The sequence below is a fragment of the Paenibacillus vietnamensis genome, from assembly GCF_020169515.1.
GTDB lineage: Bacteria > Bacillota > Bacilli > Paenibacillales > Paenibacillaceae > Pristimantibacillus > Pristimantibacillus vietnamensis.
Window position 1 is genome coordinate 280,710 of the sequence record NZ_JAHMHW010000004.1, and the last position, 25,466, is coordinate 306,175.

The window sequence follows — 25,466 nt, forward strand, 5'->3', positions numbered from 1 at the left end:
CGATTAAAAAGCCTCGGGGCATTCATCCGTAAGGATGGCCCCGAGGCTTGCTTTGATTAGCAGCAGCATAACGATAAAACCTATCACTATTGCTCCCCAAAGTAACCCGAACTGCCAGAACAGCGCTAAAAAGTAGCGTTGTTCCGGCTCACTATGCTATCGGATGTCTAGTTACTATTGCCGGCTTTCACGGTAATCTTAAACAGCTTCGACTGCGCGCCCTCCAGGCTGACCGACAAGCCTCCATCGGTCACGCGAACAGCCTCGTCCGTCCAAAGATCGGTCACGGTTACCTCCGCCTCACGCGGAATGCCGGCCCGCTGGAAATCGACCGTCTTCGCAACGGCTTCGTTCGTATAGTTGAATACGGCCAAATAGTAATCCTTCCCGTCCTTCAGCACAAACTGATCGGCGGCGGCGGTTCCGGTGTTGCCTTCGACCGGCCTGAACGCTTTGCCCTTCAGCGCAACCGCGTTCACCTGCTTGTCGGTCAGCAGCTCCAGCATGTACTCGCGCGCCTTCGGATCCAGCACGTCATCGGAATTCATAAAGACCGTGCCCGAAATGGCGGCCGAATTCACTCGTGTCCGGGCGCCCTCAAGCGATCCGGCCTTGACCAGCGTCATGTAATCCGGATCCGTGTACGAATAAATCGTTCCGTTTTGCCACCAGCCATAGGTTAAATTGTTCAGCTGGTATTCCGTTTTCGCAAGCGTGCCGTCGATATCGCAGGATATGCGCCTTGCATGCGCGTACTGGCTCGGGAACAGAGGCGCAATCGATGCGCTGATGAACATGCTGCCATCCAGCGTCTCATTAAGATGAGCCATTCCCTGATTGTAAGCCTGAATACCAGTCTGCACCGTTTTGTCGTAATGCTCTCCTTCGAACGAGCCGTGGGTCAGAAAATCGATTTTGATATATTCGAAGCCATATGCCTTGAAACGGTTCATATAATATTCGACCCGCTGCTTTGAGCCCGGATGGGTCGGATCGACCGCATAAGCGCCGTCCACGGTAGGCAGAGGATTTCCGTTTGCATCTCTCAAAACGATATCCCCGTACGTAAACTTCCCGTCCGTGCCTTCGACCGGCTGGCTCATATTACTGCCCCAATAGACGAACGGTCCGTAATAAATGCCGGCTTTCTGCCCGTTGTTCCGGATCAGCTGTACGGCATCCTTCAGCTGCTGGTCTGAGAGGTTATCCCAATAGGAATCCATATTAATGTACACGGTGCCTTTGTTCGAGAAGTCCGATTTGCCGAGCTCCTGCTTGAAGAAATCCGACACGGCCGCCACTTTGTCGTAGCTCAAGCCGCTTTCGTAAGCCCCCCAGCTGTTCCAGCCGACGGGTACGCCTTTCGGTACGCCCTTTTCGAATGCGAGCGGAGGCGCCACTGCGGCGTTCGCCCGGCCGAAGCCCTCGAGCCCGTCGCGGTAATCCTTATAATAGCCTACGAAAATAACCGGCGAAACGATCGTCTTGCCCGTCACCTTTCCGTGCGGCACCACATCATGCGTCGACGTTTGCGACGAAAAGCCTCCGAAGACCTTCAGCTTGTTAATACGGTCGTTCGAGCCGCTCCAGGAGATGCCCGTTTTCCACGTATCGTGCGAAACCGAGCCGAGCACCAGACCGCTGCGGCTGCCGTTGTCGTAAATAGCCGTCAGCTCCGAGCTGACATAGCTGCTCGTATTCAGGCTTGTATTGATCGTGCGCGCCTGGTATCTCGACCACATGTCGTTATCGAACGGAGCGATCAGCACCCGGTTGTCCTCATAGCTGCCGATATCGATGCCGCCGGCCGCATTCAGGACGATCGGTGCCATGTCGTTCGTGCTAAGCTCGCTATCTCCGCTCAGCTCCTGACTGACAAGGAAATAAGGCAGTTTATCGTAAACGCGGTAAATTTGCTTCATTTCGGGCAAGCCCTCTTCCCGGTTGACGACCGTAACGCGCACTCCTTTGCCATGTCCGTCCTTCATGCGTTCTACCTGGTCGATTTCAAAGGAATGCTCCTCATAATCCCGGCTGCTCAGCGACGACTCCAGCTGCACGGTGCTGTAAATGCCCTTGGCAACCGTCTTCCCGTCCCACTCGTATGCAGCCAGCCCGGAATCGGTGTTGTACGTAATGCTGTATACGCCGTTGCCGAACGTAAGCCCACGCTCATGCTCCTCTACACTGATATTGCCGAACTTGACGGAATCGGTCATCTCGCCGATATTGCCGATCTCTCCGATCGGACCCGGATCCTCTCCGCCGCCGCCCGAGCTGATCACCTCGATGCTGTCAATATCCGGGGACCAGCCGCCGTTATCGTCAAAGCGGATCGTGTTATTGCCCTGCGCCAGCTCGACCTCGATGCTGTATTCGCCGAGCGTATCCCAGCTGGCGGTTTTAGGAGGCGTGTACGTCTCGGATGCCCCGCCGTTCACCTGAATCGAAACGGGCCTCGGATCGCCGGAAATATAACTGAGCTTCAATAAATAGACACCCGCCGTGTCCACAGCAACATTAGGGAAGGTCAGCGTGGAGCCGCCCCATACATCGCCTACCTTCTTTCCGCCGGAGCATGCCGTTTCCGCATTACACGCCCGTACGACGGCATTGCCGGTCAATACGTTATCGGCCGCTTCCGCCTCGTATACCGTGCCCTCGGCCGGCGTGCCCGGATCGGTGCCCGTTCCGCCGTCCGACAGCCTTAAGTCGATCTTGTCAATGTCCGGCGAATAACCGCCTTCGTCATATAAGCGGATCGTATTCGTTCCTTCCTGCAGCTCCAGCTCCAGCTCATAGCTGCCGAGCGTATTCCAATCCGCCGTCTTCGGCAGATCGTAATGGTCGCCCGCTCCGCCGTTCACGCTGACGGCAAACGATCTCGGGTCGCCCGAAATGTAGTGCACCGACATGACATAGACGCCACCGGCACTTACCGTCACGTCGTTAAACTGCAAGGCCGAGCCGCCCCATAATCCGCCGACCAGCCGGTCGCCCGAACAGCCCGCGGCAGCGGCGCAATCCTTCGCCTCGGCTTTGCCGCTAAGCGTATTCCCGGCAGCCTCCGCCTCGTAGGAATACAGCACTTCTTCGGCACCCGCTTCCTGCTGTCCTACAGCCCGGACCATCGGCGCCGTGAATGCAGCTTGCAAAAGCAGCGCGATGCCCAGCAGCACGAGCCACCCTTTGCCGAACCTTCCTTTGCTTACCATCGTTTTACCTCCCTCAAGTATTTGAATTAAGCGCTTTCTTTGTTCATTTTAAAGGGAGGAATGACGGCTGATAAGCCAAGAATGTTACGATATATGCTCCAAATCATCAGACTTTTCTGCAGGAAGTCGAGACGCAGGAAGCTTTAGAAAAATTTTTTACGAAACATGCCGTAAACCGGGGACAAACTTTTTACATTCATCGAGTTTAGGAAAACCCTTGCCAAACCGATGCTGTACTATGTAGAATCGACAAGGGTCATTCGCACATTATTACTATTAATGAAGGAGCCTGTCCATATGAAAAAAACAATCGGGGTTCACGAAAGACCCCCGCTCGGGCAAAGCTTCATGCTCAGCCTGCAGCATTTGTTCGCCATGTTCGGATCGACGGTGCTCGTCCCGAACCTTCTAGGCGTAGATCCGGCCATATGCCTGCTGATGAACGGGGTCGGCACACTGCTGTACCTGTGGATTTGTAAAGGACAAATACCCGCTTACCTCGGCTCCAGCTTCGCCTTCCTCGCTCCGGCCGGCGCTGTCATCGGCGACCAGGCGGCAGGCGGAGGCCATTATGCGGCAGCGCTGGGCGGGTTCATTGCAGCTGGCGTTATTTTTACGATCGTTGCGCTTATCATTCAAGCTGCAGGCACGGGCTGGATTGACGTTGTGTTCCCTCCTGCCGCTATGGGTGCGATTGTCGCGATCATCGGCCTTGAGCTTATCCCCGTTGCCGCAGCCATGTCCGGCTGGATCCCGCAGCAGGGAGCGGATGCGTCGGCCTGGAGCATGGATCCGAAAACCGTCATCCTATCTACAAGCACGCTTGCCATTACCGTGCTCGGCTCCGTGCTGTTCCGCGGTTTTATGCGCATCATCCCGATTCTGTTCGGCATCGTCTGCGGATATATGATCGCCTACTTCATGGATTTTACGGATTTCAGCAAGGTTAGCGGAACAGCCTTCGTGCAAGCTCCGCAATTTACGTTTCCCGAATTTGAGTGGACGGCGATCATTGCCATTGCGCCAGCAGCACTTGTCGTAATCGCGGAGCATATCGGGCATTTGGTCGTCACGGGCAACATCGTCGAGAAGGATCTGTCGAAGGAACCGGGACTTCACCGCTCGATGCTCGGCAACGGCATTTCGACGATTTTGTCGGGCTTCGCAGGCTCCACGCCCAATACGACGTACGGCGAGAATATCGGCGTGCTGGCGATCACCAGGGTGTACTCCACCTTCGTCATCGGAGGCGCGGCCGTCATAGCGATCGTACTGTCTTTCTCCGGCAAGTTTTCCGCCTTGATCTCCAGCATTCCGGGTCCGGTGATGGGCGGGGTATCGCTGCTTCTGTTCGGCGTTATCGCCGCATCGGGGCTCCGTATGCTCGTCGAATCGAAGGTCGATTACAGCAAGCCGACCAATTTGTTTCTGAGCACGATCGTACTCGTCACGGGTTTAAGCGGCGTCAAGATGACGATCGGCGATTTCTCTCTGAGCGGCATGGCTCTCGCCACAGTCGTTGCAATCGCGCTGAGCCTGCTGTTCAAGCTGTTCGAGGTGCTGAAGCTTTCGAACGATCATGAGGCTGCCGGGCATTAGCCTGCACGCTTCCATAATGTTTCAGCCTAATTTACCTGATAGAGGAGACAGGAGCCGCCTTTCGCACATAGCATAAAGCGAGAGGGGGCCTGCGGCTATGCCAGCCTATCGGATTATCGTCGATCTCTCCGATCGTCAGCTTTACCTGCTCGACAACAATATTGTCGTCCGGGGATTTCCCGTCGGCATAGGCCGAATGGTGACCCAGACGCCGAGTGGCGATTATATTATCATAAACAAGCAGCCGAATCCCGGCGGACCGTTCGGCGTCCTCTGGATGGGGCTGTCCAAGCCTCATTACGGCATCCACGGCACCAACGACCCGTCCTCCATCGGCGGTCTGGTGTCCCACGGATGCATCCGCATGTACAACGAGGATGTCTTGCAGTTATCCAGACTTGTGCCCATTCATACAAGGGTGACGATCAGGCCTTAGGATTAAGGGATTTACAGAGCAGGTCTGTAAATCCCTTCTTTTTTCGCCATATATCAAAAAAATTTAGCCAAGCAAGGCCGCTTGTCTTTTATGCATATCTTCCAGCACCAAACACGCCATCGCCTCTACATCGGGCACGATTCTCGGGCAAATGCACGGATCGTGCCTGCCTTCCGTCCGAATTTCCCGCTCTTCTCCGCTAAGGCTGACCGTGCTCTGTTTCACGGAAATGGACGAGGTCGGTTTGACGCCTATCCGAAAAACAATGTCCTGCCCGGTACTGATTCCGCCGACGATTCCACCTGAATGATTGCTTAGAAAGCCGCTGCCGTCCATCCCGTCATTATGCTCGCTTCCAAGCATGGAAGCAGTCGCAAACCCCGCACCGAATTCGATTCCCTTAACCGCTCCGATCGACAGCATCGCTTGCTCCGCGGGAAATAAACCAACAAAGAGTCCTATCGCTTTTTCTTTCAGCCATAGGACGTCTGCTATTGGACAAATTAATCTACCAATCCGGCTCTCCGGGCCTCCATCCCGTTTCCTGCGACCAGATATGCGATTTCTGCAAAATGTCCCAAACGATGGGCCCTTTTCCTTCCACGTATTTGGGCCGCTCGTTTCGGTATAGCTCCATAAGCCGATGTTTTTCCACAGCGTACCTTAAGCAATCTTCAGGATGTACGCGCAAATAATCTCTGAAGAGCAAGGTCAACTGTTCCGAAATGCCGCCCGCTTGCCGGACATGAATATGTGTTCTGCGAGTTCCCGGCTGTTCCCGGAAATACCGCTTCGTCATGTCGGGGTTCTCTTCTCTGCATACAAAGCCTGCTTGTTCCAGCTGCGGCCTATACAAGAAATCGTTATCGAGATCCAAAACAGAGATTTGGATATCTATGATCGGCTTGGCATCCAGACCGGCAACCGATGTCGAACCGACATGATCGATGCGTACAGCCGCTTCCCTGAGCGAATGTCTTAATGTTGAAGCGACGTTATTAAAAATATTTTTCCACTCCGGATCGTGTTTTGATATCTTCCATTGATCGTCCATCTTCTTCTCCTCTTCCTTGATTTCCATACGAGACTTCCAATTCCTACCCGTGCTACAATGGATCTTGAAATATAGCAAATTGGATCCGTCAAAATCGCTAAGGAGTGAAAGGATGAAGCCGTTATCCGCAAGAGCCCTGCTGCTTCGCAGCCGAGGGAACAGCGACTCAGGGAAAGTTTCGTTTATCGAATTGTTTTTCGACTTGATTTTTGTATTTGCCGTTACGCAGCTGTCGCATTCCTTCCTGGAAAATTTCACGATGGCAGGCGCTGTCGAGCTGGCGCTTATTACGATGGCCGTCTGGTGGGTCTGGATCTTCACCGCTTGGGTCATCAACACGCTTAATCCCGAAAGCAAGCACGTTCGTGTCATGCTGATCGTTCTGATGCTGATTGGACTTATCATGTCTTCTTCGATTCCTAAGGCATTTGAAACAGCCGGCCTTTATTTTGCCGTCGCTTACACTTTATTACAGGTAGGACGTACTGCATATACCATATGGGTTCTTCGCGACGGGTCTCAAGAGCTTAGGATCAATTTTGTCCGGATACTTTCCTGGCTTACGCTGTCGGGGGTGTTCTGGATTGCCGGGGGAATCGCGGAGGGCGAAACGCGGCTTGCGTTATGGATTATCGCGCTTGTAATCGAATATGTGTCTCCTTCGTTAGGGTTTTGGACGCCGCGCATCGGCCGGACGCCGACAACGGTCTGGAACGTGGAAGGGTCGCATATGGCCGAGCGGTGCGGCCTATTTATTATCATTGCACTCGGGGAATCGATTCTCGTTACGGGGGCGACATTCGCCAAGCTGGAATGGAGTCCGGTTACATTGGCCGCCTTTGCAGCCTCGTTCGCCGGCACGGCGGCCATGTGGTGGATCTACTTCGATTCGACGGCCAAGACCGGGCATCACTTTATCGCCCATTCCTCCGATCCCGGCCGCGTCGCAAGGTCTGCCTACACGTACACGCATTTGCTGCTGGTGGCGGGCATTATCGTGACAGCCGTCGCCGATGAGCTGCTGCTGGCCCATCCCGTCGGACATATCGATGCCAAAACGACTGCCGTCATTCTGGGAGGACCGGCCCTTTTCCTGCTCGGCAACGTGCTGTTTATGCGAATCGTATCGGGCGTCTACCCGGCACCTTATCTATTTGGCTTGCTGGCGCTCGCCGTTCTTAGCTTCGCTTCTGTCTTCTTGAACGCGCTGATCCTGTCGGGTCTGGCCAGTCTTGTTCTGATCGCCGCTTCCCTATGGGGATCGCTATTCTCGGAGCGGCTGTGCCGTGTACAGACCGCTCCGGCAGCGGAACAGGTTAATGGAACCGTTTAGTCAATCGTTGGCGCTTGGTCGATCCAGCGGATAAACGATTCCGCATAACGCTGCAAATATTTGCGGGTCGATTCGTCCGTCAGCAAACGGCGGTCCGTATCGACCTTTTCCATCACCTGGGATATGTACATTTTCTGAAAAGGAAGCACGAACACCTGCACGGCCTCCAGCGTCTGCCGGATTTGCTGCTGGGCCAGCATCGTGCCTTTGGCCCCGGGCGTTGCGCCGACTACGCCGGCAGGCTTCCGGAGGAGCACCGCGGTTCTGGTCGGCGTCGACGCCCAGTCGAGGGCGTTCTTCAGGACGCCGGGGATACCCGAATTGTATTCCGGGCTGACGATCATAATACCGTCCGACCGGCCGATAGCTTCACGGAAACGCTGCACCGGCTCCGGTCCGGGCCCCTTGTCCACATCTCCATTATACAAAGGAAGCTCATCGATGGAGATAAATTCATATTCGGCGGCAGGAGCAAGCTCGGGGATCGCCTCCGCAATAATCCGGTTAAACGAATGCTCCCTCAAGCTGCCGACGATGATTCCGATTTTTTTCATTTTTTTGTTCCTCCTTTGAGTGGTGGCTAATAGGCTCATATTCTATCATACATTAAAAATATTCATATGAGGTGATTCTATGGAAGCAAAACGAGCGGCCGGCGAGCTGGCGGTTGAGATCCTGCAGGATGGCATGACTGTAGGATTAGGTACAGGATCAACGGTCTATCATTCGATTCAAGCGATCGGCAGAAAAGTGGCGGACGGGCTGTCCATCAAAGCTGTAGCCACTTCCATCCATTCCGAGCAGCTGGCTAGACAATTAGGCATTACGATCATCCCGTTCTCGGACGTCGAGGAAATCGATATTACGATTGACGGCGCCGATGAAGTCGATCCCGACTGGAATTTGATCAAAGGCGGAGGCGGTGCTCTTCTGCGCGAGAAAATCGTCGCCGATGCCAGCAAACGGCTGATCGTCATCGTCGACGAATCCAAGGTTGTCCGTCAGCTCGGCCGATTTCCGCTGCCGGTCGAGGTAGTCCCGTTCGGCTTCGAGCTTACGGAGAGGAAGCTGCGCGCGCTTGGCTGTGAGCCGAAGCTGAGAACGGCGGATTCGCAGCCGTATATAACCGATAACGGGAACTACATCATGGACTGCGAGTTCGGAAGCATCGCTAATCCGGCGCTGCTCGCCGAGGAGCTCCACCGCATTCCCGGAGTTGTCGAGCACGGGCTGTTTATCCGCATGGCCGCGCAGGTCATCGTCGGAAGGCCGGACGGCTCCGTCTATGAGCTTGACCGGAAGCAGCCGTAATTCCGGCTGCATCCAAGCTAAGTCGAAGGCTGCCGGTCCTCCTGGCAGCTTTTTCCTTTTAGTCGGCTGCAAGTACCAACTGAGAATACACGTTCCCTTGCGACAGCAGCTTATCGTGCGACCCTGCTCCGAAACCCGGCCTTCCTTCAGCACGCAGATAGGCCTCCTGAAACACGATGCTCACACGCTTCAGCCAGTCGTCGCGGCGGATGTGCGCCAGCGGTTCGCCGTTAACCGCAATTCGTCCGGCATCGGGCTCGTAGAAGCGAATAAGCAGCTGGACGATCGTCGATTTCCCGCCACCGTTCGTTCCGACGAACGCTACTTTGCCGGGCATAGCTTAATAAAATTCGATAAAATGATAATTTTCCCTTTTTTGCTGTAGCAGGTTGTTTCGGATTCCCGTCTCTACCCAGCATCCGTCACCTTTCGAGTATTATAAATGGTTTTCATGTATCTATTCCGAAAGTAGCAGCTCTTTCTCGAGAAATAACTGGATTCAGTGTCCATAAAACAAGGATGAGGACTGAATCAGAGCAGAAACGTCGTTTTAAATGCATCAAATCCCGATATTTATTCGAAAGAGCCATTTTCTCCAAAAATAAAGTCATAAAATACAGTTAACGACAATAATTCGAATTGAATAACACACATGAAATGTAGTATTCTAAATGCAACAACCTATTGGATGGAGGGATCGATATGATGGCCGATTTGAGAAGTCACTTGAAGTCAAACCGCTCCAACCCGGTTACCGTCATGGTGCTCGTAACGTACTGCTTCGGCAGCTGGCTCTACCGTGATTTCAAGGTTCCCGTGCTGCGCAAGCTGCTTTGGCTGCTGTACCGCGCGATGGACCTTGTTTTCGTCCGTATTCTAGGTCACGGGGAAGTGTCGCCCTATTGCAAAATCGGCCGCAACCTGCATCTGCCGCACGGCATTAACGGCGTCTTCATCAATGCGAAAGCGGTCATCGGCTCTCGTGTGACCATCTTCCATCAAGTGACGTTAGGAGACCGCAATCAGTTGGGCTCGCCTACGATCGGGGACGGCGCCTTTATCGGTGCCGGCGCCAAAATTTTGGGTCCCGTACGCATCGGGGATAACGCCCAAATCGGCGCGAACGCCGTCGTCGTGAAGGATGTACCGGCCGGAGCGACGGCTGTCGGCATTCCTGCGCAAATTATAACGAGCAGCCGAATCCGCTCGGCCAGCGGATAGCCGCCGGAGCAAACGCGAAGACCCGCAACCGATTGGTTGCGGGTCTTCGTCTGTCTTTACGCCGATCTTTATGGTCTGGAGGAGATGATCTTTGCAGGTACGCCGCCGACTATCGAGTAAGGCTCCGTATTTCTGGTCACTACAGCTCCAGCGGCGACCACGGTGCCTTTGGCAACAGTGACGCCGGCCACGATAACGGCCCCCGCGCCGATCCAGCAGTCAGCCTCGATGACCACGTCGTTCGGCTCATGCTCCTGATGCTCGATCAGCTTGCCGGCCTTGATGCCATGGTTCGAGGCGAACACCTGAACGTTCGGCCCGAGCAAGACGTCGTCGCCGATTGTGATTTTGCCCGGGCCGGGCCATAATACGCAATTGCGCCCGATATGTACGTTGCGCCCCAAAAATATCCGCTCCGGCTGTTTCAAGGATACAGTCGGATCGATGACCGCCCCGTTAAAAGAACCCAGCTTGCCGATAGCCGAGCCGTGCTCCTCGTATCCCTTCAACAGCAGCAGCAGCGCGTACTTCCACAAGCCGGGCTTCAACAGATTCGATTTCATAACAACCCCTCCATAGTTATTCATTTCGAATAACTCCATTGTACCTCTATTTTCCAGGATGTAAAGAGGGATATTCGAATCGGTTTTAACAGCGAAAAAACCGCAGCGAATCTCATCAGAATCCGCCGCGGTTTTTCTTCCATTTCGTAAATTCCATATATTCGCGGAACTGCTTCTTGGTCAGGCCCGATCTTATCGCCTCGCGGATGAGCTCCTGCCATTCCCGGTCGAGCTTTGGCGGCCTCATGTCCGCCTCATGTACCGGCTGCCAGAACTGCTCGACGGAAACGTCGAGAATGATGCTCACTTTTTCCAAAAACTGAATGGAAGGATTATTCTGAATCCCGCGTTCAATGGAACTCAAATAGGACTTTGCGACGCCTGCAAGCTCCGACAGCTGGGTTAACGTAAGTCCCCTCCGTTTGCGTAAGCTTCTGATTTTGGCCCCGATCAGGGCTGACGCGGCCGCATCTTCCGAATAGTCGGACACCACCGGGTTCTCATGCGCGACTATAAGACCAGTCCTCCCTTAAAAATTATTCATATAGAATAATAAAACAATTTACGTTTATTCATATTGTATCATAAATAGGACTGGCTATTCAATTAAAGTTTGCCGCCGTTCCCGTTGTCCGCTCGGAAATGATTCTAATTTCCCGTTTTTTCAGGAACGACACATTGCGACAGCATTTTTAGCCTTTTGGAAGTAAACTGGATGTCGGATAGGTAGAAACCATAGAAAAAAGAGGTAATCAAATGGCATTGGATAAGGAGATCTTGGGCTTGTTGCGTCGGCTTGGTTTTGAATGTAATGGCAGCTCCGTAAACTTGGCTGAAATGCTTCAAATCATCTTCGATGAGAACGATTTTTTAGACAAAGCAGAGCTTGCTATGCTGGATGAAAAAATCCGCACCCAAAATGATTTCCGAACCGCCTGACCGACATGTTTTACCCTGACCATTCGGTGGTGATACCTTGGTGTCGATTTTCGGAAGCGAAAGAAGAAGTCAAGGGCATCCAGCTCTTGGCTTCTTCTCCGAATTTTTATGCATCACATTGGTTGTGAGCTTCTTTTTTATGATATAATGGAGAAAATAACGCTTATTGAATTATTCAACTTGGGGGGAACGAGTAATGTTCTCGAAACGGCTAAAGCAGCTTAGAAAAACTCGCAAGTTCTCCATGCAGGAAGTAGCCGATACGGTTGGTGTAGCGAAGAGCACATATGCGGGTTATGAATCAGGTTATCGTCAGCCCACTCTGGAAGCTATACAAGTCATAGCCAAGAAACTGAGGACTACAGCCGATTATTTGCTGGGCTTAACGGAATATCCAGATCAGGTTGAACCTTCAAATAATGCCAAGGAGCTGCTCAACCACGAACAGCTGCATTGGGACGGAATTCCGCTGGAACGCGAGGATTTGGAGCTTGTGAAGAGGATGCTGGAGCATGTCATACAGACGAGGGCGGGAAAGGACAGCCAGTCAAAGGCGAACGGCTGACGTAAGCCTATTCACAGAATTGTAAGCGCCTTATATTTAAGTAAATCCAGTCTCCATCCCGAAGCGCGGCGATTGCCGCGGTTTGGAACGGAGACTGGATTTTTTCATAGGATAAAGCTAAATAATCGATTCCAGGGAGACGGTTCTATCGTCGGCTATGACAGCCGGACGCCCGATCGGATAATAGGACAACCCCGCCTCACGAACTTTCTCAATGTCGATCACATTACGGCCGTCGATAAAGACCGGACGCCGCAGCGCTTCCGCGACATCGGATAAATCCAGTTCCAGAAACTCCTTCCATTCCGTAAGCAGGCATACCGCATCGCTATCCCGGACTGCGTCCATCGCGCTTTCCGCCCAAATAATCGCAGGATCGTCGTACATTTTCTTGAAGCTCTCCATCGCAATCGGGTCATAGACCTTCGGCCGTACGCCGAGCAGGATGAGCTGCCGCAATATATCGAGCGCCGGCGCTTCCCGCACGTCGTCGGTTTCCGGCTTGAAGGCCAGCCCCCATACCGCTACGGTCGTTCCCTCAAGCCGTCCGAGCGCCCCCTTCAGCTTCTCTATGACGCTCAGCCGTTGATCCCGGTTAACCTCGACGACCGCCTTAAGCAGCTTGAAGTCGTAGGCGACGTTGCCGGCAATCTGGATAAGCGCCTTCGTGTCCTTCGGGAAGCATGAGCCTCCGTAGCCGATGCCCGCCCTCAGGAAAGAAGGTCCGATTCGCGGATCCAGCCCCATTCCTTCCGCAACCTCCTTGACGTCGGCGCCAACCTTCTCGCAAATGTTGGCAATTTCGTTGATGAAGGAAATTTTGGCGGCCAGAAAAGCGTTCGAAGCGTACTTGATCATCTCCGCACTCCGGATATCCGTTACCTTGATCTGCTTCGTTAACGGCTGATGCAGCTTCGTGAGCACATTCGCCGCGCGCGTGCTGTCCGTGCCGATCACGATGCGGTCAGGGTTCATCGTATCTTGCACCGCCGTGCCTTCCCTTAGAAATTCCGGAAGAGAAGCGATATCGAAGCTGTGCGGATACACTTCGCTTACGATTTTGCGTACCCGCATATTCGTGCCGACCGGTACGGTGCTTTTCACGCAAATGACTTTGTAGCCGTTCATCGACTCTCCGATTTCGCGAGCGGCCGCTTTAATGTAGCTCATGTCGGCCTCTCCGCTAGGAAGCGGCGGCGTGCCTACCGCGATAATGACGACGTCGGCCTGCTGCACCGCCTCACGCAAATCCGTCGTGAAAATCAATCTGCCCTGCTTCATGTTGTTAACGGAAAGACTTTGGAGGCCCGGCTCATAGATCGGGATTCCCCCAAGCTGCAGCGTGTTGATCTTATTCGGGTCCTTATCTACGCAATATACCCGATTTCCAAGCTCGGCATAGCAAACCCCTGAGACTAAACCGACGTACCCCGTTCCGATTACCGCAATATTCATATGGCATTCACCGCTCCTTTTGTTTTTTCCGTCCCAAGCATACAGCCCTGCTCAAACGATCGATTCAATATGATAAAGCACGTCCGAGCGAATGGCCGATAGCTTATGCCTGCAGGCTCTCTCCTCTTTGTCTCTACTGCTGAAATAAACCGTAATTGCCGGCTCCGAGGACGATTGGCGGAACGCGTACCACGAGCCGTCCTCGAGCGCGAATTTCAATAAATTACAGGATGCCGCTTCCGGGCTGCCCGCTTGCCTCCGTTTCCCGCCGTTCGGCTCGCAGGTCCGGTAATCGAGCAGCTTAAGCGCCTTTTGTCCGCCTGCCGTCTTCGGCGCTTCGGTCCGCAGCCGCTGCATGGCGAGCTTGACCTGCTGCCAGCCCTCCAGCCCGTAGAAGGTCAGGCGGATCCTGTCCTCTGCGTACCAGCCGTACATGCGGCTGATCTGAATAAGCTGCTTATAGACGGTCAGGCCGACCGATTTGTAATATGCGGCCATTTCGGCGATAAGCAGCGAAGCCTGGATCGCATCCTTGTCCCGGATATACGGGCTGACCGCGTAGCCCCCGTATTCCTCCATGCCGAACAAATACCCGCCTCCAGCCGGGTCATTCTCCTGTTCCTCCAGCTTTCTCGCGATTTGGCGGAAGCCGGCCGGCACCTCCTCCAGCCGCTGGCCGTAACGGGCAATGACATCGGAAATGAGATCGCCTGCAAGCGCCGACTTCAGCACGATGCCGCCGCGCGGCAGTGTGTTACGGCTTTTCTTGCGCATCAGCATGTATTCGGCCAGCAGCGCCGCCGTTTCACTGCCGCTCAGCAAAGCGTATTTGCCGGGCTCGATTTTGACCGACAGGCTGAGCTCATTAAGCTCCGGATTCGTAGCAATAATGAGATCGGCTTCCAGCTTGGCCGCATATTCGTAAGCCGCAGCCAGATTGACGGGGTTATACGGATCCGGCCGAGCCGGCCTCGCGAACGGCCCGCCCGGCATCCGCTCTTCCGTAATGGCATGCACCTCCGTAAAGCCCTCCTGCCTCAAGGCACGGATCAGCGTTTCCCCGCCGGCCCCTTGAAGCGCCAAATGGACGATACGGACGGAGGAGCCCATCAGCTGATTCGTTTCCTTGCACAACGGGATTTTGCCCATATGCTGCAAATAAGCCGCCTCCATTTCGGTGCCTGCCATTACGAGCCTGCCCGTAGCCAGCGCCTCCTCCGCGCTCATCGCCTTCACTTGAAGGCCGTCGTAAATCGCCTCCATGTAACCCGATACGCGGGAGACCAGCTCCTCCTGCAGCGGATCCCCGTTCTCTCCATAGATTTTGAGGCCGTTGTAGTCGGAGGAATGATTGCCCGCGGTGATCATAACGCCTGCCGCAGCATGCAGAGCGCGGACGGCGAATGCGAGCATCGGAGTCGGTACGGGCCGCTCGAACAAATAGGCTTTAATGTTGTGCTCGGCGAGCACAAGCGCAGCCTCCTCCGCGAAGCCCCTCGACATGCTGCGGGCATCGAAGCCGATGACCGCGCCGCGCTGCTGAGCTGCAAAACCCCGGCTCTTGATCTCGTCTGCCAAGCCGCCCGCGACTCGGCGGATCGAAAAGCGGTTCACCCGATTGGTGCCGACACCGATTTTTCCTTTCATCCCTTCCGCGTCAAGCTGGATATGCTTGTAGAAGCGGTCTGTAATTTCCGCGGTTTTCAGCTCATTCAGCTCTTTCTTTAAATAAGGGGGGAGCTCGGCGCTCCTCCACCTGTCATATCGCCTCTGCACAACGCTTTCCAGTTGATCTGCGATCGCGTACATGGAACATTTCTCCTTCTAAGAGGCGCAGAATTGTTCGATTTCCTCCCATTTCATAGCTAGACGCACGATATCCTCTTCCACAAGCTCACTGCCCGTCTGCACCTCGATAATTTCAATTTCCGTAATGGCGCGCAGGCTGTGTCTGGAGGTTTTGGGAATGACGACGACATCCCCGGTCTCGATGATGCGCTGCTTGCCGTCCTGCACCAGCACTCCCCGGCCGGATACGACGGTCCATACCTCGCTTCGCATCAGATGGTATTGGTAGCTCAAATTTTTGTCCTCGGTAACGCAAATCCGCTTCGTCAACACTTGCCTGCCGTCCGGAAACTTCGTATAGTCGAGCACCTTGTAGCGACCCCAGCGGCGTTCCTCGTACATCGGGCGCTGCTCCTCCTTCAGCACATCCTTGATGCGCATGCTCGCGTCCTTGTCCGAGACGAGGATGCCGTCCGGGCTGGCGGCCACGATCAGATTCGCTGCGCCGATAACCGTAATCGGAATGTCCAGCTCATTGATGACATGAGTGTTGACCGAGTCGTCCGTTAGTGTCCCCCGGCCGATAAGCGGAGTCCGTATTTCCTCCGTCAAGGTGTTCCAGGTGCCGAGGTCCTTCCACTCGCCCGTATACGGCGTTACGACAATATTGCGGGCCTTCTCCACGACGGCGTAATCAAAGCTTATTTTCTCGACACGGTCGTACTGCTTCAGCAGCTCGTCGTACTGGATAGGAAGACCTCTGCCGATCAGCTCATTGATAAGGTATTCCAAGCGGAAAGCAAATACGCCGCAATTCCAAAGCGCTTGCTCCTCGATGAGACGGCGGGCCTGCTCCTCCTTCGGCTTCTCCGAGAAGCGTTTCACGCGGTAATATTCGGGACCGCCGCTCCGGACCGCCGCTCCGTCAGGTACGATGTAGCCGAATTTGGAGGAAGGATGGTCGGGCGTAACCCCGATCAGTCCAAGCTCTGCGCCGGAATGACGGACGATTGCCTCCAGCTCGCCCAGCTTGTCGAAGAAACGGTCCTCCACGTACGAATCGACCGGCATGACGACAACCGTCTCCTTCAGGCTGACGCCCCTGACGGAATATAAATAACCGGCGGCAAGGGCGATCGCGGGAAACGTGTCCCGGCGCTCGGGCTCCACGATCACTTCCGCATCCAGCCCGAGCTGGCTTTGCAGCAGCTCGGCCTGCGGACTGCCGGTCGCCAGCACGGCGGATTGCCGCAGTCCGGCTTTGCCAAGCTGCTCCCACATCCGCTGGACCATCGACAAGCCTGCGCCGCTTTCCTGCTCCAGCACCTTCAGAAACTGTTTTGAACGAATATCGTTGGACAACGGCCAGAGCCGTTTGCCGGAACCGCCTGACAGCAAAATCAATTTCATGGCTATACACCCACTTCCATTTTGATGAATGATGCCTGATCTCTCATTTCCCTACCTGTCAAATGGCTGATGCTTTCACGAAGCTGCCGGACAAATACGTCTTCGCGGAACGATTCCGCGTGCTTGCGGATAAGGCGGGAATCCCACTGGCGCTGCTCAAAGCTTTGGATCGTCTGCATCAAAGCTTCCGGCGACTGTTTCAAAAAGAACATGCCGGTGACGTTCGGGACGACGGTATCGAGCGCGCCGCCTTCCCCGTAAGCAATGACGGGACGTCCGCAAGCATTGGCTTCAAGAGGCGTGATGCCGAAATCCTCGATTCCCGGAAACAGAAACGCCTTACAGCGCTTCATGTGCGCCGTCACCTCCTCGTCGCTCCTTCTTCCCAGAAAGGATACCGACGGTCCTGCCAGCGATTCGAGCCGCTTGCGGTCGGGGCCTTCCCCGATGACGATCAGCTTGCGGCCGAGCCGGGTGCAGGCTTCGACGGCCAGGTCGATCCTTTTGTAGGAGACGAGGCGGGATACGATCAGAAAGTTGTCGTCCGGCGCAGCGTCCGCCACCTCGAAGCGTCCGACGTCGACCGGCGGGAAAATGATCGGGGCCGATACGCCGTACAGCTTCTTGATTCGGGATTGAACGACGGTCGAATTGGCGACGAGGATGTCGACGCTGCGTGTATTCCCCCGGTCCCACAGCCGCAGCGGATAAGTGAGCAGCTTCGCTCCCGCCTTCGCCCATTTCGGAATGCTTACGCCTTCCATATAGCTCTCGAAATCCCACGCGAACCGCATCGGCGTATGGCAGTAGCAGAGATGCGCGCTTCCGCGGCCTTTCCGGACTCCTTTGGCATAAGCGCTGCTGGAGCTTAAAATGAGATCATAACCGCGGACGTCCATCGTCCTGACCGCCATCGGATACAGCCAGAAAAACATCTTGAAGCGCTTCAGGATCCCCGGAATGCGCTGCATGAAAGTCGTATGGATAACCGCATCCCGAAGCTCGGGGAGCAGCTTGCCGCGATCGACGATCGTTGTGTAGATAGGGGCATCCGGAAACATCCGGTGGAGCACGCCGACCACCCGCTCCGCTCCGCCCGCCTGGTTCAAATAATCGTGGACGATGGCGATCTTCAGCTTCCTCCCGTCCTTCATTTCGTCAGCTCCTCTCTCCGGTCGAACGAACGGCCCGCCGCTCCTTCGCGCCGGGCGATCCGGGCATAAACCTTCTCTACCTTCTCGGCCGTCCGGGCAATCGTGAATTCTTCCTTCACGCGAGTTTGCCCGTTACCGCCCAGCCGGCGCCGCAGCTTCTCGTCACTCAGCACCGCTCGCATAAGCTCGGCAAGCTTGCCGGTGTCGGCTACCGGATACAGCAGCCCGCTTTCGTTATGTTGGATAATCTCCGGCACGCCGCCGGCCCGTGTTCCGATCACGGGGGTGCCCTGAGACATCGCTTCGATAACGACACGGCCGAACGGTTCGTTGTCGGAGCATAATAAAAGGAGATCCGCAGCGCAGCAGATCTCCAGCACATCGTCGCGGAAGCCGGTAAAGACGACCCGGTTTCCGATATTCAATTGCTCGACCATCCGCTTCAAGCCGGCTAAATACTCCTCGTTTTCCTTACGGAACTTCGCCTCTCCTACGATCCAGAGATAAAAATCGTCGCCCTTGCCGATCAGCTCGGCCGCAGCCCGGATCGCATCCTCCTGCCTCTTCCATGGAGCGATTTGACCGATGATCACGGCTACCCGAGCGTCCTGCGGCGTGCCCAGCTCCGCCCGAATGTTCTGCCTGTGTCTGCGCCGCTCTCCTTCGTCGGTCTCCTGCAGCTCGACACCGTTGTGAATCAGGTGGAAGCGTCCCTCTAGACGGGGGTGACGGAAATGGGACAGTACGGATTCGGAGATGCCGATGAAGGCGTGGCTCGTCGTATCGGCGAGCCGCTTCATCAGAATCCCGATCAATCCCTGCGGCGGCATATCCCTCAGATGCCAGACGAGCGGGGTCCGGTGATGCCATGCGAATAAGGCCGCTATGATGCCGGCCCTGATTGAATTCGCGTGAATGACGTCAACCTGCTGCTTCTTCAGCAGCACGGACAGACGCCAGCCGGCCAATGCCATACCGAGAGCATCGCGCATCAATCGAAACGGATTTTTCGACATCCGCGCCCGGTAGCTCGGAATCGCCAGCACAGCGGTTCCCTGCTTGCGGGCCCGCTCCAGCACCTCCCCCTCCGGCGCGAAAATAACCGGATGAGCCTTCGTCAAGCTTTTGGCGGTGAGCAGCATGCTAATCTCTGCTCCGGATACGAGGCTCGTATGATTGTAAATGGCAACTTTCATTTCGCATTCACCTTTCGCTTTCCGACTTCCTCCCGGAACACGGCCGTAACCGACTCCGCGACGCGGCGCCATGTATAGTGCTGCATGACGTGCTCCCTGCAAGTCTCGCGCGACGGGATGCGTCCTTCGTGCTTCAACACCGACACCAGCTTGGCGGCTATCGCTTCCGCCGAGCTGTCCTTGAACAGAAGATCGCCGCTCAGCTTGCTCAATATTTCGTTCGTTCCGCCATAAGGCGTTCCGAGCACAGGAGTCCCGCAGGAAAGCGACTCCACCGTAACAAGCCCGAAGCCTTCCAGTGTAATGGTAGGCACGATGCTGTAATCTGCAGCCTGGTACCACTCCACCAGCTCCTCGTTCGATACCCTGCCGAGCAGCTTCACATAAGAAGACAAGCCATACCGCTCCACGGAGCCCGCAAATTCCTCGCGCATCGGTCCGTCCCCTGCAATAAAGAGGCGAACGCCGCTTTCATGCTTCACTACCTCCCGCATCGCCTCGATCAGACGGTCGATGCCCATCCGCCGAACAAGCCTCCTGGCGCAGAAAAGCACCGTATGCCCGGGATCGAGGCTGAGCCGGCGGCGCAGCCCTTCCCGGTCTTCATGCGGCTTGAAGCGTATATGGTCAACCGCTCCCGGGATGATGTTGATTCTTCTCCGGTCGATACCGTAGGTGTCGATCAGAATGTCACGGAAATACTCGCTCAGAACGATAAAGCTGTCGGAACGTCGGTAAGTGAGCATTTCCACCTGTTTTTTCAAAAAATAACGGGTTTCCCGGACCGGGCCGAGCGATTTCGCTTCCTCGACCTTGGATTCCATCGCCCAAGGACCGTGGAAATGCGTCACGATCGGAACATGGGACGGAATCAGATTTCGCGACACGAGTGCGGCATACAGAGCGAAGTGAGGATTGTAGATGTCCGGCCGGAATTCATGTACCGCCTGCCTGGAGTGCTTCTGTATCGACTTCATGCGCGACAGCAAATCGCGGGCCCCGCCTCTTTGGCTGACATTCGTAATATTGAGCGAGCCGGTCGGTAAAGCCTGCCCCTGCGGGCCGACAACCAAGCCAAGCTCGCTGTGCCCGAGCTGCTTCATGGCATGATTGTAATCGGCAAAATAACGGTTTAACCCTCCAGGCTGAAAGTCGATCCAGCCCATTCCGGTCGTTAGGACATTCATGCGATAACACCCGCTTCACTATAAGATTTCAGCTTCTAATTTGCTGCGTAAGAGGAGGCAGGAAGCATAAGCTCGAATTCACGTTTGAATTTTTTGGCGAGACTCAGCTCGTTGTATTCCCGCTGGACCAGCTCATGCGCCTTGGCGCCCATCGCTTTCCGCCTTAAGCCGTCCGCCAGAAGCGAACTGATTTCCTTGGCCAGCAGCTCCGCACTGTGGACGGGAATCTTAACGCCGTTCTCGCCGTCATTTAGAAGATCCCGTACGCCGACAACGTCGAAGGCAACCGTCGGCTTGCCGCACGCTCCCGCCTCCAGAATGACGAGCGGCATCCCTTCGTAGCGCGACGGCAGTACGAACATTTCACATAAATTGAAATAATCGCTCATTTTGCCGCGGTCCAGCACTTGACCGACCAGAGTCACCTTCTGCCCCAGTCCCAGCTGGTCAATCTGCTTTTGCAGCAGTTCACGGTCCGGACCCGTACCGATAATCAGCAGCTCGGTTTGCGGTCCCGCCTCCATCAAGCTCATCGCTTTGATCAGCGTCGTATGGCCCTTCTGCGTATCGAACAGCCTGCCAACCGTTAACAAGTAGGTTTTCCGGGGATCCAGGCCAAGGTTTCGCGCGGATTCCTCCCTGTCCTTGATCTTGAACAAGGAGGTATTGACCGCATTCGGAACGAGCTTGATTTTGTCAGCCAGCTCCGGATAACAAGCTTTCATTTTATTCAGCTCGTCGTAGTTGAGGCAGGTGATCAGATCGGCCAGCTTCAGGCTTCTCCGCTTCCGCTCCAGCAATCCTTTGTGAATGCTGCTGCCGTGATGGGCGCCGACGACGGGAATGCCCATCCGTTTGGCGACCTTCGCAATCGCATCAAATCTGCCGTAGGCGTACTCCTGCACGTAGACGATATCGATTCCTTCCTTCCTGAACTCCTGCTCCAGCTGCCTTTCATTCGTAGAAATGTAGGAGGAGATATATCTGCCCAGGAAGGTTTTTCCCGAATAAGGAATCGAGCGGTACAGCTTATACCAGCTCGTCGTAGGAACGAATTTCACGAAGCAGTCCACAAGGCTGTGCTTTGCGCCTCTGCTTTCCCCATGCCGGGTAAAATTATAAATGACCGTACCGATACCGACCTCCGATAGCATCTTCGCGTATTCGAACGAAAAGTCGTTGCGGTAGGTGGAGATATAGTCCGCTTCCGTCAATCCGAGCCCGCCGCCGAAAAAATCCTCAAACGTGTCCGTGCTCATAAACAAGGCGATCTTCATACCAAGCTCCTTTCCGGATGATGATGACGACGGTCATTATTTTCGCAGGCTGCTCATGCATGCTCGCTCACCCGCGCATCGCTTTGCTTCAGCTTCGCTTTCAGCCAGCCGATGTCCGCCCCAATCGCCAGGAACTCTTTGCCGGCCAGCTTGAAATATTTTTTGTAATAAATGAGGATAAACGTCATCCGCACCGATGTAGCCGTAAGCAGCGATAAAGCGGCTCCGGTAATGCCGAATTTAGGAATCAGAAAAAGCATAAGCGGGATGTTCAGGCCTACTCCGAGCATTTGCTGGAGGGTGATGACGCCCGGCCTGCCGACGGACATAAAGGCCTGTGCCAAAATCCAAATCGTGCCGTGAAGCACGACCTCCAGAAGCAATATGCGGTATACGCCGACGCTTCCCAAATACTCCTTCCCGTACAGCAGCTGCAATACCGGCGAGCCGGCTGCCATCAGCACGAGCGCTGCGAGAATCGAGCAGCCGAACGATATTCTCGCCACCTTCAAGGTCATCGGTCCGATGACGCCGTTATCCATGCCGGCCATCTTCGGAAACAAGACGGACACGATCGAGCTTTGAAAAATGTTGAGCATGCGGGACAGGCTGAGCGCCACGACATAAAGACCCATCTGCGCCGGTGACAGAAAGGCGATGATAAGCGCCTGGTCCAGCTTATCCGACACGGTGCCGAGCAGGTCGATGCCCGCCGACCGAATGCCGTAGCCCGTTAACCTTTTGACCGATTGCTTCAGTTTTTTTAATTTAGGCTTATACAGAGCGATCAGCTTTCGCACCATCAGGAAGAAGGAAGGCATGCTCGCTAGCAAATAAGCCAAAGCCGTATTATGCGGCGTCATCCTCCCGGTCAGAACAAAGAAACTAATGGCCAGGAGAGTAACTGCGATCGTTAATAGCCTTAACCGGTTGTACAGCTTGTGCTCGTTCTCCGCTTTCAAGGCCGATTCGAGTACCGGGGTCAAAGTGACGAGCGGCGTGATCAGCATGCACATTTGCGCGAATACGACAACTCCATGATCGTAAGAGCCCAGCCATACGGGGATTAGCACGATACCGACGGCTGCCGCGAGCAGCGCCTGGAAGAAGCCGAGCAGGATTGAAGCCGAGAACAGCTCCGATTTGTCCCGCTCGTTCGTCTTCAAACGGTAGATCAGTGCGGACGGCAGGCCGAATATAAGCGCATAGCCGAGCAGCTGGGGCCACATAATCATGGCCGCCTGCTCTCCCCTTCCTTCCGGACCTAAAAATCTGGCGCATAAAATACCGGTACCGATATTGCCGAGCAAGATCGTGAGCGTTGCGCCGAAGGTGCCGGCTACATGCTTCAAATCCTTGGCGTTTTTATAAAAGCCGAACAATTTGTTGAGTGGACCGGCGTATGTTCTCATATCTCAGCTTCCTTCACTAGAGTTCCTGACCTCGCTGCCCAGCAAAGGCATCGCCATCATCAGCCACAAGCAAAAACCGGAAAGCCCGATCAGCCCGTTGCCGAAAGCCATACTTATGATGGCGGCATAAAAGACGGGCTTGTACTCGCCTGCCGCATGAGGCAGCTTATAGCGGTACAGATCTCGCAGCGTTCCCGATATCGCCCAAAAATAGACGATAAAGCCGAACAAGCCGAACGTGATGCCAATGCTCAAAAAGCCGTTATCCACAATGGACAGACTCCCGATTTCCCCGCCGTTGTTTATTTTCGTGCCGAGGCCGTTGCTGCCGAAGCCGCTCCCGACCGGATTCAGCAGGACAAGCGGGACAAAAGCGTCCAGCAGCTCCATTCTTTCATTAAAAGAGTGGTCGTTTTCAATGTCCGAAAACGAGGCCAGCCGATCCGTAATATGGCTGAAAGCCGGCAAATTGATGCTGATAAGTATAACCGCGGTAATTGTGACGGCATACTTCAGGATCTGCTTGAAGCCGTCTTTCTTGTAGTTGGAGATTGCAACGAATAGAAGCACGGCGACGACAAAAATCCAGGCTGTCCTGACCGAAGTAAGCAGAAGCGTGCTCCCGATAACAGCCGTCAGCAGCAGCTGGACCGGCTTGCTTAATTGCCGGTCCATGAGGCACATGGCCAGCACGACGGCCAGAAACATGCCGCACGGCCCCGGAGAATTCAGCAGGGAAAACACTCTGATTTCGAACGGCTCCGGCAGGCCGATCGACCTCATCTCGGAGCCGATCATCCAGAACGTATCCCACGGCGGGGCCCATACGTACTGAATCCAGCCGTATACCGCCACAATAACACCTAATGCATAAAAGGTTTTCGTTAGCAGAGCATACAACTTCTTGTCCTCCGACGTGGCCATATAATAGAGGGCCAGCATCGGCATGACGTAATTGCCCAAATCGTACAGCGCGCTCATGCCGTTTTTCATAAATCCGATAACGCTCATTAGTCCGAATAAAATGAAGATGGCCGGCAGCGTTTTGGTCATCCGCTTATCGAGCTTCTTCTCCTTTTTAATGGAAAGAGCGATAAACAGGCTGCACAGCAGCGGGGTTATGATAATGAGCGACATCGAGCTGTACTCCTGGATAGTCCAATCGTACAATCTCCGGATTTCGGGGGCCACGATCCATATGGTCAAGATGTACGGCATGAACCAGCGCGAGCTTCTTGTCCAAAGGATTAAGCAGGGCATGACAATGGCCAACAAAAGAACCGGCAGCCATCCGAAGCGGATCGCGCCCAGCGTTGAAATCAAAGAGATGAATACGATAAACGCCCCTAACGGTACATAGCCGTTTCTTGCAATAATTGCTGTCAATGTCAATACACCTGCCAACTGTTAATGTTTGAGCCAGGTTTGTAAGCCCATCACCCTTCCCTGAAAGCAATAAACGCTTCTCGGTACGACACTGCCCTTACCCTTCAGCAGGTAACGGACGATCTGGACAAGTCCTGGCGATGCGGTGGTGCCAAACATTACGGCCCAGAAAAAAAAGACAAAAATTTGGAGCGACTTAAGGTGAGTCAGTACCGCATACGTTTCGTTATGCACCATGTTTTTGGTCGCGACCGGGTGCACAAACGTCTGCCGCTGATCCACATCATGCCTTTTGCCTTCGTAATGGTTCACCTTAATTTCCGGGTCGTAGATGAGTCTGCCGCCCATTCTTCTGAGAGCAAGGCCGAGAACCAGCTCCCAATGCACCTGCGCTCCCTTGCCGAGCAAACGCTTCTCGAAGCCAATGGCTTTCAGCTTGTCGGTACGGTATGCGCAATTGACGCCTTTCAAAAAATCCGCGTCGCTTGGCGCACCGCTGCCGACGTGGTGATTCCCGATCATCTTGCCGTACCACAGCAGCTTTCCTACCTTTTTCACCTTGCGTTCCTGATAGGTTCCGTTATGATAGACAAGATCTCTTCCGCCTACACCTACGACCTCGTTGCTTTCCATAAAACGGGCGCGCAGACGCTCCAGCCAATCCGGAAACGGCTCCGCGTCGTCGTCCGTAATCGCCACGATATCCGCCGTGCAGACCCCAATCCCTTTGTTCATGGCCTGTACGACGCCGGGCTCATGCAGGTCTACCAGAATAAGCTCCGCCGGGCTTTGGGGAAGCTGAGGCAGAAGCCGGGCAAGCAGGTCATGAGTAGCATCGTCATCCACTCTTACGGTGACGATGACCTCCTTCGGCATATGCGTCTGCCGATAAACGGCCTTCAGGCATCTTTCCAAATCCTCCGGCCTGTTATAGGTAGGAACTAGTACCGAAATATCCATCCTCA

The 25,466-nt window shown here is 54.7% G+C and carries 24 protein-coding genes and 1 pseudogene; 8 read left to right on the top strand and 17 right to left on the bottom strand.

The window, feature by feature from the left end; translation table 11 throughout:
• Positions 1-167: 167 nt before the first annotated feature.
• Positions 168-3,215 carry a carbohydrate-binding protein gene (locus tag KP806_RS11530; RefSeq protein WP_224723746.1) on the bottom strand — a complete coding sequence of 1,016 codons (3,048 nt, stop codon included), beginning with the start codon at positions 3,213-3,215 and terminating at the stop codon, positions 168-170.
• A gap of 297 nt (positions 3,216-3,512) precedes the next feature.
• Between KP806_RS11530 and uraA the strand changes: the two genes are divergently transcribed.
• Positions 3,513-4,814 (top strand): uracil permease, encoded by a 1,302-nt coding sequence (gene uraA / locus KP806_RS11535; RefSeq protein ID WP_224723747.1) that lies wholly within the window; start codon positions 3,513-3,515, stop codon positions 4,812-4,814.
• A gap of 97 nt (positions 4,815-4,911) precedes the next feature.
• Positions 4,912-5,250: a L,D-transpeptidase gene (locus KP806_RS11540; RefSeq protein WP_224723748.1), complete on the top strand. Its 339-nt coding sequence runs from the start codon at positions 4,912-4,914 to the stop codon at positions 5,248-5,250.
• Positions 5,251-5,313: 63 nt separating this feature from the next.
• Here the strand turns inward: KP806_RS11540 and KP806_RS11545 are convergent.
• Together KP806_RS11545 and KP806_RS11550 are read right to left on the bottom strand one after the other, a co-directional pair.
• Positions 5,314-5,679 (bottom strand): annotated as a pseudogene (locus tag KP806_RS11545) (chorismate synthase); the annotation flags it as partial.
• Positions 5,680-5,758: 79 nt separating this feature from the next.
• Positions 5,759-6,331, bottom strand: coding sequence for a GrpB family protein (locus tag KP806_RS11550; RefSeq protein ID WP_318153581.1), 573 nt, complete (start codon positions 6,329-6,331; stop codon positions 5,759-5,761).
• 85 nt (positions 6,332-6,416) lie between these two features.
• On the opposite strand from KP806_RS11550, the gene KP806_RS11555 reads away from it, so the two are divergent.
• The gene (locus tag KP806_RS11555; RefSeq protein WP_224723749.1) at positions 6,417-7,637 is read left to right on the top strand and encodes a low temperature requirement protein A; all 1,221 of its coding nucleotides are present in this window, start codon (positions 6,417-6,419) and stop codon (positions 7,635-7,637) included.
• Here the strand turns inward: KP806_RS11555 and KP806_RS11560 are convergent.
• Entirely contained in the window at positions 7,634-8,191 is a 558-nt protein-coding gene (locus tag KP806_RS11560) for an NADPH-dependent FMN reductase (RefSeq protein WP_224723750.1), read from the bottom strand. The genes KP806_RS11555 and KP806_RS11560 overlap by 4 nt on opposite strands.
• Before the next feature lie 79 nt (positions 8,192-8,270).
• On the opposite strand from KP806_RS11560, the gene rpiA reads away from it, so the two are divergent.
• On the top strand, positions 8,271-8,948 hold the full coding sequence (gene rpiA / locus KP806_RS11565) for a ribose-5-phosphate isomerase RpiA (protein WP_224723751.1): 678 nt from the start codon (positions 8,271-8,273) through the stop codon (positions 8,946-8,948).
• A gap of 58 nt (positions 8,949-9,006) precedes the next feature.
• On the opposite strand, the gene KP806_RS11570 is transcribed toward rpiA, so the two are convergent.
• Positions 9,007-9,285 (bottom strand): ATP-binding cassette domain-containing protein, encoded by a 279-nt coding sequence (locus KP806_RS11570; RefSeq protein WP_224723752.1) that lies wholly within the window; start codon positions 9,283-9,285, stop codon positions 9,007-9,009.
• A 365-nt stretch (positions 9,286-9,650) separates the two neighbouring features.
• Here KP806_RS11570 and KP806_RS11575 point away from each other — a divergent pair, with 365 nt between their 5' ends.
• Positions 9,651-10,169, top strand: coding sequence for a serine O-acetyltransferase (locus KP806_RS11575; RefSeq protein ID WP_224723753.1), 519 nt, complete (start codon positions 9,651-9,653; stop codon positions 10,167-10,169).
• A 68-nt stretch (positions 10,170-10,237) separates the two neighbouring features.
• On the opposite strand, the gene KP806_RS11580 is transcribed toward KP806_RS11575, so the two are convergent.
• Positions 10,238-10,732 (bottom strand): acyltransferase, encoded by a 495-nt coding sequence (locus tag KP806_RS11580; RefSeq protein ID WP_224723754.1) that lies wholly within the window; start codon positions 10,730-10,732, stop codon positions 10,238-10,240.
• Between the two features lie 115 nt (positions 10,733-10,847).
• The gene (locus KP806_RS11585) at positions 10,848-11,186 is read right to left on the bottom strand and encodes a helix-turn-helix domain-containing protein (protein ID WP_224724026.1); all 339 of its coding nucleotides are present in this window, start codon (positions 11,184-11,186) and stop codon (positions 10,848-10,850) included.
• 302 nt (positions 11,187-11,488) lie between these two features.
• Here KP806_RS11585 and KP806_RS11590 point away from each other — a divergent pair, with 302 nt between their 5' ends.
• A complete protein-coding gene (locus KP806_RS11590) occupies positions 11,489-11,671 on the top strand; it encodes a hypothetical protein (RefSeq protein ID WP_224723755.1) in 183 nt (60 codons plus the stop codon).
• Between the two features lie 196 nt (positions 11,672-11,867).
• On the top strand, positions 11,868-12,236 hold the full coding sequence (locus KP806_RS11595) for a helix-turn-helix domain-containing protein (protein ID WP_224723756.1): 369 nt from the start codon (positions 11,868-11,870) through the stop codon (positions 12,234-12,236).
• A 117-nt stretch (positions 12,237-12,353) separates the two neighbouring features.
• Here KP806_RS11595 and KP806_RS11600 read toward each other — a convergent pair whose 3' ends face one another.
• The 9 genes from KP806_RS11600 to KP806_RS11640 are packed head-to-tail and all read right to left on the bottom strand — an operon-like array spanning position 12,354 to position 24,252.
• Complete coding sequence (locus tag KP806_RS11600; protein WP_224723757.1) at positions 12,354-13,691, bottom strand: UDP-glucose dehydrogenase family protein; 1,338 nt, start codon at positions 13,689-13,691, stop codon at positions 12,354-12,356.
• A gap of 51 nt (positions 13,692-13,742) precedes the next feature.
• Positions 13,743-15,500, bottom strand: a complete 1,758-nt coding sequence (locus KP806_RS11605; RefSeq protein WP_224723758.1) for a phosphohexomutase domain-containing protein — start codon at positions 15,498-15,500, stop codon at positions 13,743-13,745.
• 15 nt (positions 15,501-15,515) lie between these two features.
• A complete protein-coding gene (locus KP806_RS11610; protein ID WP_224723759.1) occupies positions 15,516-16,889 on the bottom strand; it encodes a sugar phosphate nucleotidyltransferase in 1,374 nt (457 codons plus the stop codon).
• 2 nt (positions 16,890-16,891) lie between these two features.
• Positions 16,892-18,043 carry a glycosyltransferase gene (locus tag KP806_RS11615; protein ID WP_224723760.1) on the bottom strand — a complete coding sequence of 384 codons (1,152 nt, stop codon included), beginning with the start codon at positions 18,041-18,043 and terminating at the stop codon, positions 16,892-16,894.
• Positions 18,040-19,239, bottom strand: coding sequence for a glycosyltransferase family 4 protein (locus KP806_RS11620; RefSeq protein ID WP_224723761.1), 1,200 nt, complete (start codon positions 19,237-19,239; stop codon positions 18,040-18,042). Before KP806_RS11620 ends, KP806_RS11615 begins: the two co-directional genes overlap by 4 nt.
• On the bottom strand, positions 19,236-20,426 hold the full coding sequence (locus KP806_RS11625; protein ID WP_224723762.1) for a glycosyltransferase family 4 protein: 1,191 nt from the start codon (positions 20,424-20,426) through the stop codon (positions 19,236-19,238). The genes KP806_RS11620 and KP806_RS11625 overlap by 4 nt, the downstream gene beginning before the upstream one ends.
• Positions 20,427-20,461: 35 nt before the next feature.
• Positions 20,462-21,703, bottom strand: a complete 1,242-nt coding sequence (locus KP806_RS11630; RefSeq protein ID WP_224723763.1) for a glycosyltransferase family 4 protein — start codon at positions 21,701-21,703, stop codon at positions 20,462-20,464.
• A gap of 53 nt (positions 21,704-21,756) precedes the next feature.
• Entirely contained in the window at positions 21,757-23,115 is a 1,359-nt protein-coding gene (locus KP806_RS11635; protein WP_224723764.1) for a lipopolysaccharide biosynthesis protein, read from the bottom strand.
• Between the two features lie 3 nt (positions 23,116-23,118).
• Entirely contained in the window at positions 23,119-24,252 is a 1,134-nt protein-coding gene (locus KP806_RS11640; protein WP_224723765.1) for an O-antigen ligase family protein, read from the bottom strand.
• Here KP806_RS11640 and KP806_RS11645 point away from each other — a divergent pair.
• Positions 24,242-24,475, top strand: a complete 234-nt coding sequence (locus KP806_RS11645) for a hypothetical protein (protein ID WP_224723766.1) — start codon at positions 24,242-24,244, stop codon at positions 24,473-24,475. The two genes, KP806_RS11640 and KP806_RS11645, sit on opposite strands and share 11 nt — an antisense overlap.
• Before the next feature lie 47 nt (positions 24,476-24,522).
• On the opposite strand, the gene KP806_RS11650 is transcribed toward KP806_RS11645, so the two are convergent.
• Entirely contained in the window at positions 24,523-25,461 is a 939-nt protein-coding gene (locus tag KP806_RS11650) for a glycosyltransferase family 2 protein (RefSeq protein ID WP_224723767.1), read from the bottom strand.
• Positions 25,462-25,466: the final 5 nt, after the last annotated feature.